This window comes from Candidatus Nanohalobium constans (assembly GCF_009617975.1).
Lineage (GTDB): Archaea > Nanohalarchaeota > Nanosalinia > Nanosalinales > Nanosalinaceae > Nanohalobium > Nanohalobium constans.
This window is the reverse complement of the sequence record NZ_CP040089.1, coordinates 386,088-404,090: the sequence shown is the minus strand read 5'-3', so window position 1 is coordinate 404,090 and position 18,003 is coordinate 386,088. Positions and strand designations below refer to the sequence as shown.

Sequence of the window (18,003 nt, the reverse complement as noted above, 5' to 3'; positions counted from 1 at the left end):
TAAGGAGGCTTGTGAAAAGTGTTATCTTGTAATGTCTTTGGCTCGGGAAATGAATTTTTCGGCTGTCTCTACTACTTCTGTAGCCTTTTGTTTGCTTATATTGCTTTCTGCTCCGTAGTCGGCATCTTCTCTTAGCTGTTTTATCCTGGAAAATTCTCTCAGTAGCTCTAAGTCTATCCTGTCTCTGAAAAGTTTTCCAAGTTCGCTGTTTACTCCTTCATGCGTCTTAGGTGACGAGTCCTCTGTCTGAAGCAGTGATTTGGCTGCGTGGAACATGGAGTAGTATGCTCTGGATACAGCAGCCTCGAATCTCTCATTTTCTAACAGTAGTTTTGCTGTTGAAAGTCTTTTCTCTGCTTCCTCAATCTTTTCCTTTGTCATACTTCTACACCTTCCTTACTTACTGTGGAGTAAAAACCTGGGCTGGCTTCCGCTTTCTGCTTAAATTTGTCCAGTTCAAACACCCGCGGAGAGAAGAAAATATCTTTATCCCAGCGATAGTCTTCAGCAATGTCAAACAATTTCTCTCTATCATTATCTCTCTTCTCACTGACGAGAACTGCTATATCGACATCACTACCAGGAACATGCTCATCACGAGCGTAAGAACCATAGAGCAGTATCTTCTCGACTCGATCACCGAACTCTTCCCGGACATCCTCAGCAAAATCCTTGATATCCTCTTCCGAAGCCAAAACCATACCTAATTATTGAAGACAAGAAATTAAACATCTAACCCAAAAATGATTCTAATGCTAGAAATTTTCAGGCTAGTATTCTTCGGGGTTTGTCGATGAAAGTCTGCGTAACTTTGAGAATAATATCGAAACATTGTGATGAAAGGTGATAATTAGTAGAGGCTGAACGATTTAGTTTTATGTAGAATTCGATAGTTTTTATTCATCATATATCCAGTCTCTATGCCCTAAGTCGAATATCCTAATAGTTTTACCTTCTATAAAATCGAAGATTATCCTGTGGTTGGCTTTATCTTCCACAAGTTTGTATCTGTAGAGTGCTGTATCGGAGAAGCGCTGATCGCTTAAGAAACCAGCATTTTCGTGATTTAGACCTTCTTCCTTTATATCGTCAATGGCTTCATCTACTAGCTCTCTAATATCTTCGTCTAACTCTTTTCGATGCTTTTTGGCTGCATCTGAGAGCTTTACCTCAAAAACCATGTAATTGATTAAGCACATTAGAACTATAAGAGTAACACTCTAATGCTAAACTGTTATGGCATCGGTCGATATTCCTGCAGGTCTTGAAAAAGCAATTGATGAAGAAGTCGGAGAAGAAAAAGTTTACAAGAACAAAAGCGAACTCATCAGAGATGCAATAAGAAGACTTCTAGAAGACAAAGGCAGACTCAACAACCGAAAACTATCAGATGAAATAGTTCAAAATATTAAGGAAGCTAAAGAATCTGAAAACTGGAATAACTGGGAAGAAGTAAAGAACTCCCAATAGCACCAAACTAATTTTTCAGTAATTCTTAGCAAAGTAAGCCCAGCGCTCTGCATCTTCACCACAGACCGCGCATTCGCCATCAATTTCTTCATCTGAGTCTTGTATGGTGGCTGGTTTACTGTCTTCTTGGAATGGTAGGACTACGATCTCTGCGGATACTTCGTCCTTGACTTCTTCCTCACATGATTCTTTGCCGCACCACCTGGTTTTGACGTATCCGCGGTTTTTGCCGATGGTCGCAAGGATTTCATTCTTGGAGTCTGCTTCTCTGATGTTTTCTTCCTGGTAATCTTTCAGTTCGTTGTACATCGAGTCTTGGATATCATCGAGCGTGTTTTTGATGTTTCTGAGGAATTCTTTCCTGTCTCTTCCCATTTCTTTTTCCTGATTGTCTCTTCTGACTGTGGTAACTGTGTCGTCTTCCATTTCGTTTGGTCCTACTTCGACCCGGAGTGGTACTCCTTTGAGTTCCCATTCGTTGAACTTGTATCCTGGTGTTCGGTGTTCTCGGTCGTCTAGTTTTACTCTTACGCTTTCTTCACATGCGCAACCGGCCGAATGGGCGATTTGATGCTTGACATTTTCGGCGTATTCCATGACTTCTTCCTGGTTGTCTTCTTGGAATATAGGTACGACAACCACTTGTGTCGGTGCAACGGAAGGTGGCAATCTAAGACCGTCATCGTCACCGTGTGCCATGATCAAAGCACCGATCGTCCTTGTGGAGAGCCCCCATGATGTCGTGTAGCAGGTCTGAGTTTCGGAGTCTTCATCCTCGAACTCTATCTCAAATGCCTCGGCAAAATGCTGTCCAAGTTGGTGACTGGTTCCTGATTGGATGCTCTTTCCATCCGGCATCAGTGTTTCAATCGTTGTAGTATATTTTGCGCCAGGGAACTTATCATGCTCAGGCTTGTAACCTAGAATACTTGGGATAGCGAGGTGGTCTTCGATAACTTCCTGGTACTGCTCCAACCGCAGCATTGTTTCTTCATCTGCGCTTTCTTCTGTTGCATGTGCTGTGTGTCCTTCCTGCCATAGAAACTCCCTGGTCCTTAGGAAAGGTCTTGTATCTGTGGCTTCCCATCGGACTACATTCGCCCACTGGTTGACTCTGAGCGGCAGATCTCTGTGAGAACGAATTTCGTCTGCCATGTATGGTGCGATAACTGATTCACTGGTTGGTCTTACTGCGATTCGTTCTTCTAGTTCTTCGTCTCCGCCGTGTGTGACCCATGCGACTTCTGGGTCGAATCCTTCAACTATGTCTTCTTCTTTTTCTAACTGGCTTTCTCTGATGAATAATGGGAAGTATGCGTTTTCTACGCCTGTGCTCTCTATCTTAGTATTGAAGTTTTCTTTGATGCTTTCCCAAAGCTTCATTCCGTATGGTTTGATTATCATACAGCCTTTGACATCTGCATACTTAGCTAAACCAGCCTTTTTCACTACCTGTGTATACCATTCGGAAGGATCTTGTTGTTTGTCAACTGTTATTCCAAGTTCCTGACTCATAACTTTGGTTTGAGTGGTAAGGCTTAATTTTCCTCTCCCTATTTTGGTTACACTCTATTGGTAAGTTCTTCCCAGTGGTCGTCTCCTTGGTGTGTGAATTCGAAGTCCCAAATTGCTATTATGATTATTTGAGAGTTTCTAACATCTATGAATGCTCGATGATTGGCTGGGTTCTCTTCTATCGTCAATTGCCATATAGGGTGATTGAGAAAAGGATTAGAAATAAGCTTCAAGCCTTCATGACTTAGTTGGTTTGTTATTTCATCTATCTTGTCTTTTATTTTCGCCCACTCGTCTTGGGAAAGACTATCTTTGTCTTTGATTGCTTCTTCCGTCAGTTTGACATCCATCTGTTTCTATGCCTCTTCGAGGCCTGTCAGTTGTTCTCCACTGTAGTCTATTCTCTTGTTCAGTTCGGCAACTGCTTTCGGGCTGAGTGTGTCCTCCTTATCGAGCATTCTTCGAACAGCATATCGGATAAAGTCAGAATTAGAGGTGTATTCTCCACTTTCAACCTTCTGCTCTATTCTTTTCTTCAAAACTTCAGGAATTTCAACACTTGTCGTTGGCATACTAATAGTATGCAGTTGAAAACTTAACAATGTATGGGAGTGTTTTTTAGAAAGAAATAGATCTTAGAGGTTTCTTCCTGCTGTGAGGAAGTAGATGGTGGAGGCTATCATTGCCATCCAGATTAGTTGGATTGTCTGGAGTCCAGGTACGTCGCGGTTTACCTGTGTCGGTGTGCTTCCATTACCTGTGCCAGCAGTTTCTGTTATCTTGGCGAATGTTGTGTCGTAACCTGATAGCTGTCCGTCCCTGCTGTCAGCCTGGAGTTCAATCTCTTCCCAGTTTTCGATTCTCTTGTTGCCTCTAATGTTTAATGCGTGGGTTTCTGAAGCACCGCCAGCTACATCTACTGTCATTTCGTTGGTTCCTGTCTCCTCAAATACGGTTAGATCTTCAAGATCTCCGTTAGGAATACTCAGCTCCAGATCAAATGTTGATGCATCATCCCTTACATTGATAACCTCAAAACTGACTCTGCCAGTCGTATTAAGAGGAACAGTAACATTATCTCTCGCAAAGTTCACAGGCCATTTCTCAGTCCACGTACTCCCGTAACAAGCCAACTCTTGAGTATCAGAACCTGTAGAAACCTCAACTGTTTCACCTTCATCATAAAGCATCCTCTCACTGCCTGAAACACCTTCAACCTCCGCACGATCCAAGATACAGTTATCAGGATCCTCTGCAACACCAATCACATCATTATCAGTACTACATAAACGGCTATCACAAGTCTGAGTCACGATGTACTCGGATTCATCATCTCCTCCACAGAAACCCTTAGTGACCACGCTTCTATCGGTGTTAATCTCTCCCGATGAGACAGGTGTTTCATCTTCAGACCATGAGCTTGCCTCGGGCTTAGATGTTAGATCTGCTTCACCCTGATTCTCTAACTTATTATTAGAGTCATCATCTATTCCTCCAGTAAACGCATTTGGATGCTCTTCAACGTCCTCCTTGTCAAACCATCTTTTACCCAGATCCCCGTAAAGATTATTCACCTTACAGGTGTCCTGTTCACCATCTCCATCAATATCACCGAAGTCCTGATCATACCAGTTAGGGAATTCGTCACTAGGTCTCTCCGCACATATCTCATCGTCTAACTTAGCTCTGCCTCTATTCTCTGCCTCCTCATTCGCCTGCTGGTACTCCCCAGTATCGTAAAGCTTTTTGCTGTAGTCTCTCTGAACACAATGATTTCTAGCATCAGCACAGGCAAAACGGCCTTCATACTTATCCGAATTAACAACCTCACCTCTTTCCTCAAGCAGGTATTCCCTCTGATCGTCCCCACACATAGGAGGCTCCAGATACTCGTTGGTATTATCCGCAGTAGCATCACCCGTCGAAGGCTCGCCCTCAAAGAATATATCGGTATTTACGATTGATCCTCCAGAAAAAGTATCTATTGACGTCTTTCCATCAGTATGGAATCCTAGACCTCCATCAGGACCTGTAATATCTAAATCATAGTTTAGGACACTTTCCCAAGAGCCTTGATAGTTTCCTTCTTCGGACCTAATATCATCAGGTTCAATCCAGTAACCTTCTCCATTTTCAATCTGTTCAGGTCCATCCTCAGGGTTAAAGTCCCTAGCAGCTACAACAGCAAGAGAGTTCCCAAATACCTTATCTTCCTTAGAAACTGAGGAGTCCTGAGGATCTGATCTCTCAGAACCTGAATAATCCTTATGGTAAGGTGCTGAGCCTGGGCTGTAAGGCACACCCCTGTTAGAGATACTCCAGGACAGACTCTCCGTCAACGCAAACATGTCAGCCTCATCTCGTCCTCCAATAGAATCACTCCATTTATCTATTTCCGATAAGAGAGGGAATGTCGTATCCATACCTGGCTCTAACTGATCAGTATCCTCCTGCAACTTATTCAACCTTCCTGGAGGATTGAAAAACGAATCTGCTTCATAGATACCTCCCTCCGTACTACCTCCCTGAGGACTGAAATCCTCATCACGAGTTCCCTCAGGATCATTCAAGAAGTTAAAGAAGCTTGGATTACTGCTGGATTGAAGTTCTTCATCATTACAATCAACATTCGGACCGCAGTCATCTTCTAATGCAGTACCAGCTTTTCCACCTTGCGGATTGTAATCAGAGTGGTAAGGATTTGGATTTTCTCTCCAGTAAAAAGATAATCTGTGTGGATCTCCATTACTTCCTAAATCATTGCTATCATCCTGTAAAATACCTGTATTGCTTCTTACGTAATCTTGTACCTTTTGTGAGTCAAGGTCATACCATTCTCCGCCATAATCCTTAGCAGATTGATCATTGTCCTCACCGTTATCCCATGGAAGATCATCACCCTCATCGCCGTTGTCTCCAATATCTGCACAGACCTCCCAATCAGGAGAGTCACCTCCTTCCTCATAATCAGTTTCAACACCGCCTCTTGCAACGTTAATTACTGTTCCCTCGCTGTAAGCAGTACCATTTCTAACACAGGCATCAGCCGATAAACTATTACCAAAGCCACCGGTATCCTCACCCCAATCAACACATTTCTGAGCAAAAGCCAAATCACCATTAACCTGAGAACTGGTACTTTTAGTATTCTGAACATCATCCTCATCAACCTCAGTACCCTCAAACTGAATCAAATGCTCAGACTCCTCATCACCACAAGCCTCCGGCAAAGGAGAAACATCATGATCAGAAGAATAAGAACTACCACTATCCCTATTACTTTCATAATCACAATCAATCAACTCATCCTGACCATTACCATTCTTCTCATTAATCCTGTTAATATTCTTACAGACAGAATAAGACTCATCAGCCGTAAGCAAAGATGATTCGCTAGTATCTATTTCAACGGCATCATCTATAGCATTGTCTCTTGACTGAGTGTGAGTGCTCCAACCCGAATCACTTGTCTGGAAGTCCACATAGACAAGACAGCTCGATTTACCGTTATCACAGCTAAACTCGTTTTCAATCATGTCCGTATAATCCCTACCAGTACTGGAAGTTGAACCATCGCTCACAAACACGCTTTGACCAACACTATCAGAACCATCAGGGCTTTCAGTTGCGACTACAGATCCATCATGGATCACTGCAAAACCGTCACCATTACCTTGCGGACCATCAGCATCAACAGTCAAAGTAGACTCATAACCACACCAAACCCTGCCATCCGAGCCCCAAGAAGAGTCTTCATGAGCCTCAAAATCAGTGAACGTGGCCGCAGCATCATTATCTGGTTTTGATAACGCCTCATCGCTGCCTCCAGACTCTCCACCGCCGTCTACAACATTATAAACATTACAGTTCTCGGAATTGTCCTTAACCCAGTCACGGTTATCTCCAGTTACCTCAGCACCTTCTCCACCAGGATAAGTCGTAGAACCTGCTGTTGAACAAGTCATACAACTACCCCCCTGCGTAACTTGAGAATAATCAGTACAAGTTGCTGAAGAACCCTTTGAACCCTCTGCATAAGTAACATCACTCTGCACAACCTCACAGGAATCCTTAATCAAGCTCTCACCTTGTATATACCAGTAGTCATTACCTTCATCACCCGAATGATCCTCCGCAGTATCACAGACCGCATCATCTGGGCTATTGGTAGAGGAAGAAGCACTACAACCACAGATACTTGCACCATCATCACAGGTAGCATCCTCACCGTCAGTACAAGTCAATCCCAAATCATTACCACTACTATCCTCATTATCATCCCTACAGTAAAGCCCGCCATCTGTCTGAGAACCGGACTGATCTCCATCCTCCTGCTCCTCCTCATAACTTGAACTTTCTGAAACACCGTACTTCTCCTTAACACGTCCATTATCCGCACGGCAATCAGTAGTAGCAGAACTAACACCATCATCTCCGGACTTGGAAAGAGCATCCGTCTCATAACCATCTCCGCAACGATCCTCAGAACCAACAATATCGCCCGAATCAACGCCAGAAATCCCAATACCAGGATTCGGAGAATCAATCACCCGGTCAGAAAGAAGAACAGTACCTTCCGGAAAACCAGAGTGCTCCTTCTGACCGCTCCTTCCATAAGCATAAAACTGGTTATCAGCATTACCAAAAGAAGTACCTACCTCACTACCCATATCAACAATAAAACGTTCAACAACACCGCTACCATCACGAGAATCACTTCTTTCACTGGGACTGTAATCATTACCTGTGAAAACAGAACCACCGAAGAAAACAGACTCATCCTCACTCAAACTCGGATCTTCCCCACTTAACGTAGTTGTCAAATCACTGTCCCAAATATTTCCCTCTATTTCATCAAAACCTTTCGGACCAACACAGCCAACATCACCCAAATCAGAAACCCCGCTACTGTCATCATCCGCATCATTATAACAAGAACCAGGACTCAAACTCGGATCATCACTGCCACTGTTACCATCACCCGGAACATCACCACCATCACCAAAATCGTCATCACCACCACTACCGCTTCCACCATCATAACTTCCTGTAGAACCAGTAAAACCAATTGAAAAACCAGCCAACAAAACAACACTCAACAACAAAACACCGATTTTATACAAATCCATGATCACAAAACCGGACCACTCAAATAAATAACCACCGAACCCCTGCCTCTTGCTACAACCCAATGAATACATCCAAATATGTTATCCTCCTTTGTATGACACAAGACATGATACGAATGTCACTAGTCCGTGACAAAATACCGAAGAATTTATAAAACATGAAAACAAACAATAAATTATGCAAAACCACAAAATCAGCGCCAAGACAGAGGCTTAGAACTTAAACCATGTCAGCAGAAAACCCAAACGACATCTTCCAAAAAGTAGGAACAGCAGTAGACGGACTCGTACCAAATTTTATGCTTGGAGAAGACCACATGGACCAATTCCAAGAATTCCTACAAGACACCGATGCCGACACATTCGAAGACTTCAAACAAGAAACAGGACAAGGAGCAATAGTAAACCTAGACTACGAAGAATTCAGAGACAGAGCAGAAAAAGGAATGTTTGACCACGTCAACGACTTTGAATACTCCCCTCAAGAAGGAAAAGCCATGATAGGACCCGGCTTTGGCGAAAAACAAGCCAAACAAGTAAACCAAGTAATGGAAATGAACCCTGACAGAAGAACACTAGGAAAAGCAGCAATAAGCCTAGGACTACTAGCAGGAACAGGAGGAACAAGCGCAGCCGCACAATACGGAACAACAATACTAGAAAGTGGAAACGTAACCGAAGAACCAGAAAGAAGAGAAGTAACACCTACACAAGAAACAACATACACACCAGACGGCACAAGAACAAACACCCCACAAAACATAACCGAAGAAACACCAACAATGACCCGGAAAGAACCAGTAACACCCGAACCACAACAAGAAGACGAAAACCTGACCGGGCGAGAACACTACTTCAACTGGATCCACGGAGAAGACGACCAAATACTCGAAGAAGTACAAGGCACACAACAAAACACCAGCATAAGCTTCCAAGCCATCAACAACGCACTCGAAGAAGGCATCGAAAACGGCGGCAGAAACCAAGCAATAGCAAACGCACTCGAAACCGCCTCACAAGAATACCAAGAAAACAACAACTACGAAGACCGCCACACCCACATCCTCTCCGCACTCCACCAAACACTCGAACAAAAAAACGGAGACCAATGGGACTTCGACGTATTCTCCAACATGAACTACACCCAAACAGCCGGAGCCACACTCCAATACTCAGAAATCAAAGTCGAAACAGAAGACACCACAGACACCGGAGAAAACGAATACGCAATCATCAACGCCGCACTCAACGAAACAATGAACCACGCCACCCACACACCAGGCGAAGACGGCGGAGAACAAGTCGACTACAAAAGAACAATGGAAGAAGTCCGAAACAGCTGGAACCACATAGTACTCCCACCACACGATGTGGAATCATTAGAAGAGAGAGAAAGAGAATCTGATATGGCTGAGAATGTTCCAGAGTCTGGTGCAGCTTTAATGGGGTACCAGCTATTTGCCGGCGGACATAATACTAGTGACGGTTTTGAGTACAGACCAGATGAGATGCTCGTTCCTGCATCAGAAGAAATTCACGATAAAATTGATGAAATCAGTTATGAACAGGGAGACAAAGTTGATCAAGAAGGCAATCCATTGGGAACGCATGGCAGAATGGATCTACAATTAGCCATCAATGAAAGATACATGGACGAAGGATATGATGAGGTAGATAATCCAGTAATCATAGACAACTTAGAAGAAACAGAAGAAGGTTGGAACTTCGAACTGAGAGAAGAACCAGACTGGAACTGGGAACAAGGCTACCCAGCAACAACCTCATAAAACACCTATTTCCAACCCTCCATCTTTCTCAAAAACAATTTACTGTGAATCAGGACAATCATGGAACCTCTGACAGACTTCCAAAGGATCTCTAGGTTGAGTTCCAGCAAGCCCTCCTCCTTCTGGGTATGTGTTGAAGATGTTGTTTGTGGGTGTGTTGGTTTGTGTGTTTGTGTTTGCTTTTTCTAGTGTTGTTTGTATGTTGTTGGTGGGTTGTTTTTCGTTTGTTTTTACTGTGATTGGTTTGATTGAGTTGCTGCCGGCGACGATGTAGCATGTTCCGGAGTCGCAGTCTGTGATTTCTCCGATGAGGCTGCCGGTGCTTGTGAATACGTCGTCGACTGTGGGTTTGTAGTCTGAGCTTGTGATTTGTTGTTGGAGTCCGAAGTTGCAGGTGTAGTGGTCTCTGCCTAATGCTTTGTTGTTGTCTCCCCAGTCTCTGTTTTCCGGGAGTCTCAGTGCGAGGATGTTTGTTTCGTCTGAGTTTGGTCCTGCGTTTTCTACTTTTTTGATCCCGGTTTTGATATCGTCGTTGTTTGCTGGTCGTTGACCGGGTTTGCCTTGCCAGCAGTTTGCCCGGATCTGTAGTTTGCTGATGCCGTTTGTCGATGAGTCTGGTGCTGTTGGTACGCCCAGTAGTTGACTCCATTTGTGTGCTTCTTGGGCCGGTAGTTCGAGTCCGACGTAGTGGTTGGTTTCTCTGGGGCTTTTGTCAAATAGGTTTACTTGGATTGATGTGTCGAGTAGTCCTGATGGGCATAGCCATGTGCCTTCTTTCAGGTTCCATTTTTCGCTGCCGCAGTTTCCGTGGAAACCTCCTTGGAATGACTTGTTTTTGACGCCGTCGCTCGTTCCAGTGTTTGCTACTTCCCACGCGTCTTCGTAGTTTGAAGGATTGTTGTTTCCGTAGGGCTGGGTTACTTTCATGCCTTTGACATCCCATGTTGGTTGGCTGTGAGGGTTGGTTTCTGAGTACTTTTTCTCTGCTTGGTGAAGTGTTTGTAGTCCTGTCTGCCATCCTTTTGGTTCAGCTGTTGATATGTAGAATCTTTCGTTTGTTATGAAGTCTTTTGATGGTTCTTGGTTGGTCTGAGGTGGGAGGTTGACGAGTGGCACTCCGTTTTCAAGTTTTTTTGTTCCGAACTGTGCTTCGATATGTTCTTTTGTTGGGTAGTACTCTGCTACTTTCACGTCGCCGTCGTGTTCTTTTAGTTCTGTGGTGCAGAAGCTGTCTTCTTCTCCGTTGGATGACCTGCTTTCATCGCATCGGAATGTTTCTGGTTGTTTCAGGTTTCCGCTGTCGTCATGGTTGAAATCACGTAGTTTTTCTGTGATACATTCGTTTTCGCTGTTTGTGTAATTGATTTTTATTTTTCCTTCCTGTGTGTAGCCAAGGTATCCACAATTTCCACTAGGTCCTGCTTCTCTTTCTGTTTTATCGGACGTTCCTGAACATGCGGGGTGGTCATTTGTATCTACGTAATTGTTGTCATTATTGTCAACTCCATCTTCACACTCAGTTACTTTCACCCATTCGCCACTCCATTTCGAACCACCTACTCTCCAATCCATAAGGTCAGTGGTACCTCCTGCATCACACCTGTAAATTTCTGACTTTGATTCAGTACTTGGATAGCGGTTGACTGATTCTCCGTCCATAGTATCCCTACAGATATAAAATCTTGGCTCCGTGCTTTGAGTTCCAGCTGGGACTTCTTCATACCCCATCATAACTTCTGAACGGGTATCATATGCTCCGTTATCGTGTATTGGAGTTACATCCTCACCGATTCCACTAGGAGGAGAATTATATGACCATTGCACATCAGGATTGGGGAATCTGTAGGCCACTAATGAAGGATCATTTCTTGAATCTCCATCAGCTAACTGTCCTTCTGTTACCCCACATCTTGACTTTGATCCTGCCTCGATTCCTACATCTTTCTGATCATCAGTACATGTCTGGTCATGCATATCTGTTAAAAAATCATCGATTCCTACTCTTCCTTTTATGTATTTAGGGAGATTGCTGTCATCCTCTGGCACATTACCAAATGGGAATAAGCCACCTTCGTTACCTCCTCCAGAAAAACCATCTTTTTCTATGATTAAGGCGTAACCCGTTTTATCAATTTGGGGGGGAAGCGCTGAGAATATTGATGGAGTAATTTCTGAGTCTTTATTTTCCCATTCATTGTCTGATAAAAACATCCAATGCAATGTGTCATCTGTTATTTGGGCGTCCCCATCACTGTTGTATTTTATATACAAGTAGGATCCGCTATGAGGTGTATTAGATGGAGAAGTAACTTCTATAGTGTCTTCTCCTAGTTTGTACTTTGATTGGGTATCCTCTGTTCTGTGGGCGGTTATTGTGTGTTCGCCAAGTCCGCAGGAAAGGTCTTCAGGAATATTGAATTCATATAACAGTTTAGGCTGAAATCCTGAGCCAAGTTTAATCTGGGAGTTGCAACCTGTTACATATATCTCATTAGCTATACTGTCCTCATCCAGTTCTAGTTGGACGTTTTCGCCATATTCTAGTGTTTCGCCATTGGAAGGAGTGATCTCAATTTTTGAAGATGCTGTGACTGTGAGTAGAATTGCCAGGGTGAGAAGTAGTGGTATCTTTAGGTTGCGCATAGCTACGTTAAGGTTATCTCGGTTAAAAAAACCATTGGTAAAAAGGATTGGAGGAAAAAAGGAGGGATATGTGTTTACCGTGGGATTCTCTAGGTCTACATCGCTTTCTTTTGTGTAGTCTTCTCTGGCTCTTGATTTTAACAGCAGTAGTTCCTCTATTTTGGGAGGTCATCTTCTTATTTTAGCTTTCTGATCTGGTCTTCTTTGATTATGAATAGACCATATTCCTCATTTTTTATCTTTGAGAGTTGATTCTTCAAAATCTCATTTATGACTGGTATTTTCTGTTTGGTTGGTTTTATTACAGATACTTTGAGTTTTTCCTCATTTGAGAAGTAGTAGATTTCTCCAAAGTCGTTATCTAGAGTTATTATTGTTCTTTCTTCTTTTAGTGCTAGCTTTATTACTTCTTTGTCATTGGCTTCCTAGATTAACATCTCTAACTGACTTGACATCATTTCCCTGTTTTTTCAAAAAATTTGCTGTTTTTGGAGATATATTTTCATCTATGAGAAGTTTCAAGGTTTTTATGCCACCGTTTTAGAGTCAGTTACTTCTTCTCTCCGAACTCTTTTTGTGGCGTAACGAATGCACGCTCGTACATCTTCTCTCTCTCTAAATCAGGGTATGCTTCAAGTATATCTTCTATCTGTGTATCTTCTTCAAGCATTTGAAGTACCACATAGACGGGTATTCTTGTTCCTTTAACAACTGGTTTGCCAGCCATAATCTCAGGATTGACCTCTATTCCATCAGTACTGGCCATGAATTAACATTGTTTCTCTATTGTTAAATCAGTTGTGAAACTCAATTAAAAGAAATAAAAGAAGATAAGGAAATTGAATCAAATCACCGCGGCAAACGCCACAGCATTGACTTTGCTTTGTTCTGCATTTCTTCGGCTTGTCCGCCGCCGAACATTGACATGAGTCCCATGTAGCTGACGTCTTCGTCGTCTTGTTCTTCGTATTCGTCCCAGTATTTCCGGAGTTTGTTGTGTACTCCTGAGGTTTCTTGTCTTGTGTTGGGTATTCCACAGGTGTTTCCGACGCCGATTACTGCTACTTCTCCTTCGTGTTCGTTGATTACTTGTTTGGTTTTTTCGACTGCTGGTTTGTAGGCGTCGTAGATTTCTCTTTTCATAGGTTTGCTGGCTTCTGGTGCGGACTGTTTGATGACGATTCCTTCTAGTGGTAGTTCTTCTTCTGTCGCTACTTCTTCTATCCGGCTTTTCTGGACTCCTGGTCCGCCCATCATGACGCCGACTCCTTCATTGACTGCTCCGGTTTCTTCTCCTTCGAACTTGCCGGCTGCATCGACTGTGATTACTGCTTCTAATTCGTTGTTTTCTGCTAGTGTTTCGATTGCTTCTCCGTACTTTCCTAATCTTGAACCAGGTCCATCTGACTTGATTACATGGACTGTTTGGTCGTTGATTTCTTCTTCGCTGTGCATGATGTTTTCGCTGATTTCTTCTGGTTCTTCTGTGATTAGTTTGGCTGCGACCATTGGTCCGATGCTGTCTCCGATTGGTGCTTGGTCCATGAATGCTCGTGTTGCGCCTTTCTGTGCTTCTGCCATTTCTTCGTAGATCGGGAGCATCATGTTGATGAGTCCGACTAACTGGAAGTTTTTGGTTTTGTTGATCAGTTCTCGGTAATGCCTCAAGACCTTGAAGATTTGTTGTGTGCCCATGACTCCTTTGAATGCCATGTTTAGGTCTGCTAGTTCTTCTTCGTCTTCTGTGTCTGCGTGTTTCTCTACGAATCTTTGGAATTTGTCTTCTGATGCGTCTAGAACATTTTCTAGTCTGTCGACCATTCCTGCTGGGTCGAGTTGTGTTGGTGCTGAGAATTGGAAGTTCTTCATGGAGCCAAGTCTTTCTTCGAACTCAGGTGTGACATCCATGTTTTCTTTGAACAAGTTGACGGATGTGTTGTGGTAGTCTTCTATGTCTGCTAGTACGTCTCTTAGTTTCCTGTCTGCTTGCCAGACCATTATTCTTGGTCCGAATACTATGAGTATTGGGAACAGTAGGAATGATAGGATTTGCAGTATCTGTATTATTTGGTTGCCGGTATCTAAGAATGGTAAGACCATACACACCTGTCAAAACTGTATCTTTTTAATGGTTCACAATGCAGTTCTGAAAACTCCAATAACCTGGAATATTTGGTTGTTAGGTCCTGAGAAGCAGTTTTAATTTACTTTGCCTTCATTATTTTCTTGATTTCTTTCAGGTTGTGTGTTTTCAGGTCGGACCTGTTTTCAGCCTCTTGTTGTAGGTTTTTTGTGAATCCTTCTTTGGAGAATAAGGCATACTCTACTTTTCTTTCTCCTTTTTTCCACCGGACTTTTGAGCTTTTGTTTTCGAGTTTTTTGAGTAAATCTAGTCCGGTTTTTTGATTGGTCCATTTGACTTCTCCAAGTAGAATTTTTTTGTCTTTAGTTGCTGTTACATCTATTTCGTCTTCTTTATACCACCATCTTCCTACTTGTGAGTATTCTGTATCTTTTTGTACTGTTTCTCGACAGATTTGCTCAAATGTCTCAGCAGTTTGATGTTTCAAGTTTGCTAGTATCTCTTCTGCTGTTTTATCTGGTTTTTCTTCTATGGCAGATTTTTGAGGGTATATGTTTCTATACCAGAAGCTGATGTAGTTGTCTGTTATCTTGTAGTTTGAGCGCTTTGTTTTCTTGGATGCTGTTACTGGTGTTTCTCTGGTTATTAGCCTTAGTTTCTGTAATTTCTTGAGATATTTGCTTATTGTTCCTGATGGTATTCCGGTGTTATTGCTTATCTCATTTGATTTGTTGTAGCCCTCTGCTATAGATCCTAGGATACTTGAGTATCTTGATGGGTTCCTCAGTTCTTGTCTTAATAGGAACTCTGGTTCTTCAAAAAGCATTGAGTTAGGGTTTAATACTTTCTCGGTCAGGTTTTCTTTCAGTTTTTTGTTGTAGTTGAAGCTCATCAAATACATAGGTGTTCCTCCGGTTACTGTGTAGGATTTCACTGCTTCTTTGAAACTGTAGTCGATTGCTTGAATGCTTTGTTGGAAATTAAAAGGTTTCAGGTCTATCTGTCCGGTTCTTCGGCCATATAGAGGACTTTCATATCCTAATACTTGATTCATCATTATGCTTATTGTAGATCCTGATAAGATAAGCATGGAGTCTGAATCATCTAGTAGTTCGTCTACTAGGTACTGGAAATGTGAAGGTACTGTTTTTTCTGATTCAATGGCGTAGGGGAATTCATCTAGTGCTAAAATTATTTTCTCTTCATTAAGCTTTCTTCCTATATACTCTACTGTTTCTCGCCAGTTCTCAAGTTTAGGTTGTGGTTCATTGAAATAATCTGCTATATTGGAGGATAGGCGTTCTATTTGTCTTTTTTCTGTGTCCTGGGAGAATAAATGATATATGTGCGGCTTTTCTTCACATATTTTTTTGATTAATTCGGTTTTGCCCACTCTTCTTCTACCATAAATTACTGAGAACCTGAAATCATCTTCTTCGAAACTTTCCTGTAGATATCTTAATTCCTCTTTCCTATCATAAAATTCCATGAAGTATCGACACAATAATTATTATCGTACCGATCTTTTTTAAGGTATTGCCAGATAACTCTGGAAACCTAATTACCTGGATTTAATTTCTGCTGTAACAGCTTTCATCTCTTTCTCTGTTGGTGCTGCTCTTTTCAGTAGTTTCCTTGTTACTTCGCCGGTTTCTTCATTGATTGCATCTAGTTTATCTACTTTTACTTGTTTTTTCTGTTTTGTGTAGAAGCTGTGCATTAGTACTGCGGCTGCGTGGCTTTGGTTTAGTGAGGAGTGTTTTCCGGTTTCTATGTGGATTTTTGTGTCGCAGTGTTCTAGTTCTTTGTTGGATAGTCCGTGGCTTTCCCGTCCTATCATGAGGGACATGTTCTCGCGTGGCTGGAATTTTTTCAGTCCTACTCCTTTTCCTGGTTTGGTGCCAACTACGTAGTCCAGGTTTTCTACGGCTTTTTCTACTGTTTCGTATATTTCTGCGTTTCTTAGTTTGTCTTGGTATTTGTTTGTGGTTTTCCGGGCTTCTGACAAATTGAATTCTGGTTGTATGATACGCAGTTCTGCTTCGAAGTTGGCTGCTAGTCGGGCGATGAATCCTGTGTTTTCCGGTATTTCGGGTTCGACAAGAATTACTTTTTCCATGGAATTATTTTTTGGAAGTTAAAGTTAGAAGGATAATGAGTGGGAGGAGGGTTTTTTAGTTTCCTAGGCTGTATTTTCCGGCTTTGAGTGTGTCTACTTTTCCGTCTATGATGAGTGTCTTGTTTCTGGTGTGGACGGTTATGTCGCCTGTAAATGAGTTGATGTTTAGGTTAGTGTTGTTGGTGTTTATTCCGAAGTCTGAGTTGTTTGTTGGTTTGATTGATGCTTTTGAGAATTTCATTTCTGATCTCTGGGTGTTTTCTACGTTTATTTTGTCTGTGTCTGCTTCTGTGTTAAGTCTTATTCCTGTTGTGATGTTTACTCCGCTTGTGTTTATGGCTTTTGCTGTTCCTTTGATTGTGCTGGTGTTGTCGAATTTTAGTCTGCCTTTGAATTGTTTGAATTTGATTTCTTCGTCTGATTGGATGTCTATGTTTTTGGTTTGTATTTGTTTTAGGCTGGATGCTTGGAGTGTTGCTTGTTTTAGTTTTAGGTCTGAGCTGTCTTGGATCTGTATCTGTGCTTTTACTTTGTTGGTTGGTTCTGGTTTTTGGTTTAGCTGGTCGATGAATGGTATGTCTGGAAGCATTGATTGTAGACCGCTTTCTTGTGTTAGTTGTTCGTTGGCTAGGTCTGTGTTTCTGATGTCGTCTGCTGTGAATGCTCCTCCGTTTAGTCCGGCGAAGATTGCGGCTAGTGAGGCGAGTGTTGCGGCTAGTATTTTGGCTTCCATGTTGAATCATTTGTCCTTGAGTTGTTTTTATTCTTCGTCTTCATCTTCTTTGTCTTTGTTTCCGAGAATTACTTCTTTGGTTGATTTTTCTGACTTGTCTTTTTCTTCTTCTTTTTGTTTTTTCTGTTTCTGGCTGTTGGTTTGTTTTGGTGCGAAGTCGTCTCTTTCTTTTAGTTCTTCTATTTTGCTCCAGGTGTATTGGAGTGGTTTGAGTGCTGCTTCGATTATGTGGACTGGTATTGGGAGTACTGTGGCTCCTAGTTTGTATAGTGATGCTAGTAGGCTGTATGTCATGTAGAGGGATGCTCCTAGGAATGTGAATAGTAGGACATCGTTGATTGAGATTGGTCCTCCTTGTATCATTCTTAGACCAATGTAGAATGTTGCTGATATTCCTGCGATCAGCATTGTGTCGAAGATCATTTCCATGACTTTGAATGCTATTACGAATGCTGCTATCAGTGCTGCTACTAGTAGTATACTGCTGATGTCAAGTTGTTGGGTTATCTGGTTTATCATGGTTG

At 42.4% G+C, this 18,003-nt stretch carries 17 protein-coding genes and 1 pseudogene; 2 read left to right on the top strand and 16 right to left on the bottom strand.

The genetic code is table 11. From position 1 onward, the window contains the following. Window positions 1-21: 21 nt before the first annotated feature. From LC1Nh_RS02340 to LC1Nh_RS02330, 3 genes are all read right to left on the bottom strand, one after another. Window positions 22-381, bottom strand: coding sequence for a HEPN domain-containing protein (locus LC1Nh_RS02340; RefSeq protein WP_153550104.1), 360 nt, complete (start codon window positions 379-381; stop codon window positions 22-24). Next, window positions 378-701 (bottom strand): nucleotidyltransferase domain-containing protein, encoded by a 324-nt coding sequence (locus LC1Nh_RS02335; RefSeq protein WP_153550103.1) that lies wholly within the window; start codon window positions 699-701, stop codon window positions 378-380. Before LC1Nh_RS02335 ends, LC1Nh_RS02340 begins: the two co-directional genes overlap by 4 nt. A gap of 195 nt (window positions 702-896) precedes the next feature. Further along, the gene (locus LC1Nh_RS02330) at window positions 897-1,181 is read right to left on the bottom strand and encodes a type II toxin-antitoxin system RelE family toxin (RefSeq protein ID WP_217907075.1); all 285 of its coding nucleotides are present in this window, start codon (window positions 1,179-1,181) and stop codon (window positions 897-899) included. 55 nt (window positions 1,182-1,236) lie between these two features. On the opposite strand from LC1Nh_RS02330, the gene LC1Nh_RS02325 reads away from it, so the two are divergent. After that, window positions 1,237-1,470, top strand: coding sequence for a ribbon-helix-helix domain-containing protein (locus LC1Nh_RS02325; RefSeq protein WP_153550101.1), 234 nt, complete (start codon window positions 1,237-1,239; stop codon window positions 1,468-1,470). A gap of 15 nt (window positions 1,471-1,485) precedes the next feature. Here the strand turns inward: LC1Nh_RS02325 and proS are convergent, their stop codons facing one another. The 4 genes from proS to LC1Nh_RS02305 all read right to left on the bottom strand — a co-directional run bounded on the left by proS (window position 1,486) and on the right by LC1Nh_RS02305 (window position 8,114). Next, a complete protein-coding gene (gene proS / locus LC1Nh_RS02320; protein ID WP_153550100.1) occupies window positions 1,486-2,985 on the bottom strand; it encodes a proline--tRNA ligase in 1,500 nt (499 codons plus the stop codon). A gap of 47 nt (window positions 2,986-3,032) precedes the next feature. Beyond that, window positions 3,033-3,335, bottom strand: coding sequence for a hypothetical protein (locus LC1Nh_RS02315; RefSeq protein ID WP_153550099.1), 303 nt, complete (start codon window positions 3,333-3,335; stop codon window positions 3,033-3,035). A gap of 6 nt (window positions 3,336-3,341) precedes the next feature. Then, window positions 3,342-3,557 carry a ribbon-helix-helix domain-containing protein gene (locus tag LC1Nh_RS02310; RefSeq protein ID WP_153550098.1) on the bottom strand — a complete coding sequence of 72 codons (216 nt, stop codon included), beginning with the start codon at window positions 3,555-3,557 and terminating at the stop codon, window positions 3,342-3,344. Between the two features lie 63 nt (window positions 3,558-3,620). After that, window positions 3,621-8,114 (bottom strand): hypothetical protein, encoded by a 4,494-nt coding sequence (locus LC1Nh_RS02305; protein ID WP_153550097.1) that lies wholly within the window; start codon window positions 8,112-8,114, stop codon window positions 3,621-3,623. Window positions 8,115-8,341: 227 nt separating this feature from the next. On the opposite strand from LC1Nh_RS02305, the gene LC1Nh_RS02300 reads away from it, so the two are divergent. Next, window positions 8,342-9,901 (top strand): hypothetical protein, encoded by a 1,560-nt coding sequence (locus tag LC1Nh_RS02300; RefSeq protein WP_153550096.1) that lies wholly within the window; start codon window positions 8,342-8,344, stop codon window positions 9,899-9,901. 39 nt (window positions 9,902-9,940) lie between these two features. Here the strand turns inward: LC1Nh_RS02300 and LC1Nh_RS02295 are convergent, their stop codons facing one another. The 9 genes and pseudogenes from LC1Nh_RS02295 to LC1Nh_RS02265 form a co-directional block, all read right to left on the bottom strand. Continuing rightward, window positions 9,941-12,544 (bottom strand): hypothetical protein, encoded by a 2,604-nt coding sequence (locus tag LC1Nh_RS02295; RefSeq protein ID WP_153550095.1) that lies wholly within the window; start codon window positions 12,542-12,544, stop codon window positions 9,941-9,943. 176 nt (window positions 12,545-12,720) lie between these two features. After that, window positions 12,721-12,954, bottom strand: a pseudogene (locus LC1Nh_RS06215) (DUF5615 family PIN-like protein); the annotation flags it as partial. 4 nt (window positions 12,955-12,958) lie between these two features. Next, entirely contained in the window at window positions 12,959-13,066 is a 108-nt protein-coding gene (locus tag LC1Nh_RS06210; RefSeq protein ID WP_217907074.1) for a DUF5615 family PIN-like protein, read from the bottom strand. A 28-nt stretch (window positions 13,067-13,094) separates the two neighbouring features. Then, the gene (locus tag LC1Nh_RS02290; RefSeq protein ID WP_153550094.1) at window positions 13,095-13,310 is read right to left on the bottom strand and encodes a DUF433 domain-containing protein; all 216 of its coding nucleotides are present in this window, start codon (window positions 13,308-13,310) and stop codon (window positions 13,095-13,097) included. Between the two features lie 83 nt (window positions 13,311-13,393). Next, the gene (locus tag LC1Nh_RS02285) at window positions 13,394-14,644 is read right to left on the bottom strand and encodes a DUF1512 family protein (RefSeq protein ID WP_153550093.1); all 1,251 of its coding nucleotides are present in this window, start codon (window positions 14,642-14,644) and stop codon (window positions 13,394-13,396) included. A gap of 104 nt (window positions 14,645-14,748) precedes the next feature. Further along, window positions 14,749-16,116: an ATP-binding protein gene (locus LC1Nh_RS02280; RefSeq protein ID WP_153550092.1), complete on the bottom strand. Its 1,368-nt coding sequence runs from the start codon at window positions 16,114-16,116 to the stop codon at window positions 14,749-14,751. A gap of 72 nt (window positions 16,117-16,188) precedes the next feature. Beyond that, the gene (locus tag LC1Nh_RS02275) at window positions 16,189-16,746 is read right to left on the bottom strand and encodes an RNA methyltransferase (protein ID WP_153550091.1); all 558 of its coding nucleotides are present in this window, start codon (window positions 16,744-16,746) and stop codon (window positions 16,189-16,191) included. Window positions 16,747-16,801: 55 nt separating this feature from the next. Further along, window positions 16,802-17,479 carry a hypothetical protein gene (locus tag LC1Nh_RS02270; protein ID WP_153550090.1) on the bottom strand — a complete coding sequence of 226 codons (678 nt, stop codon included), beginning with the start codon at window positions 17,477-17,479 and terminating at the stop codon, window positions 16,802-16,804. A gap of 27 nt (window positions 17,480-17,506) precedes the next feature. Then, window positions 17,507-17,998: a hypothetical protein gene (locus tag LC1Nh_RS02265; RefSeq protein WP_153550089.1), complete on the bottom strand. Its 492-nt coding sequence runs from the start codon at window positions 17,996-17,998 to the stop codon at window positions 17,507-17,509. Between the last annotated feature and the right edge of the window lie 5 nt (window positions 17,999-18,003).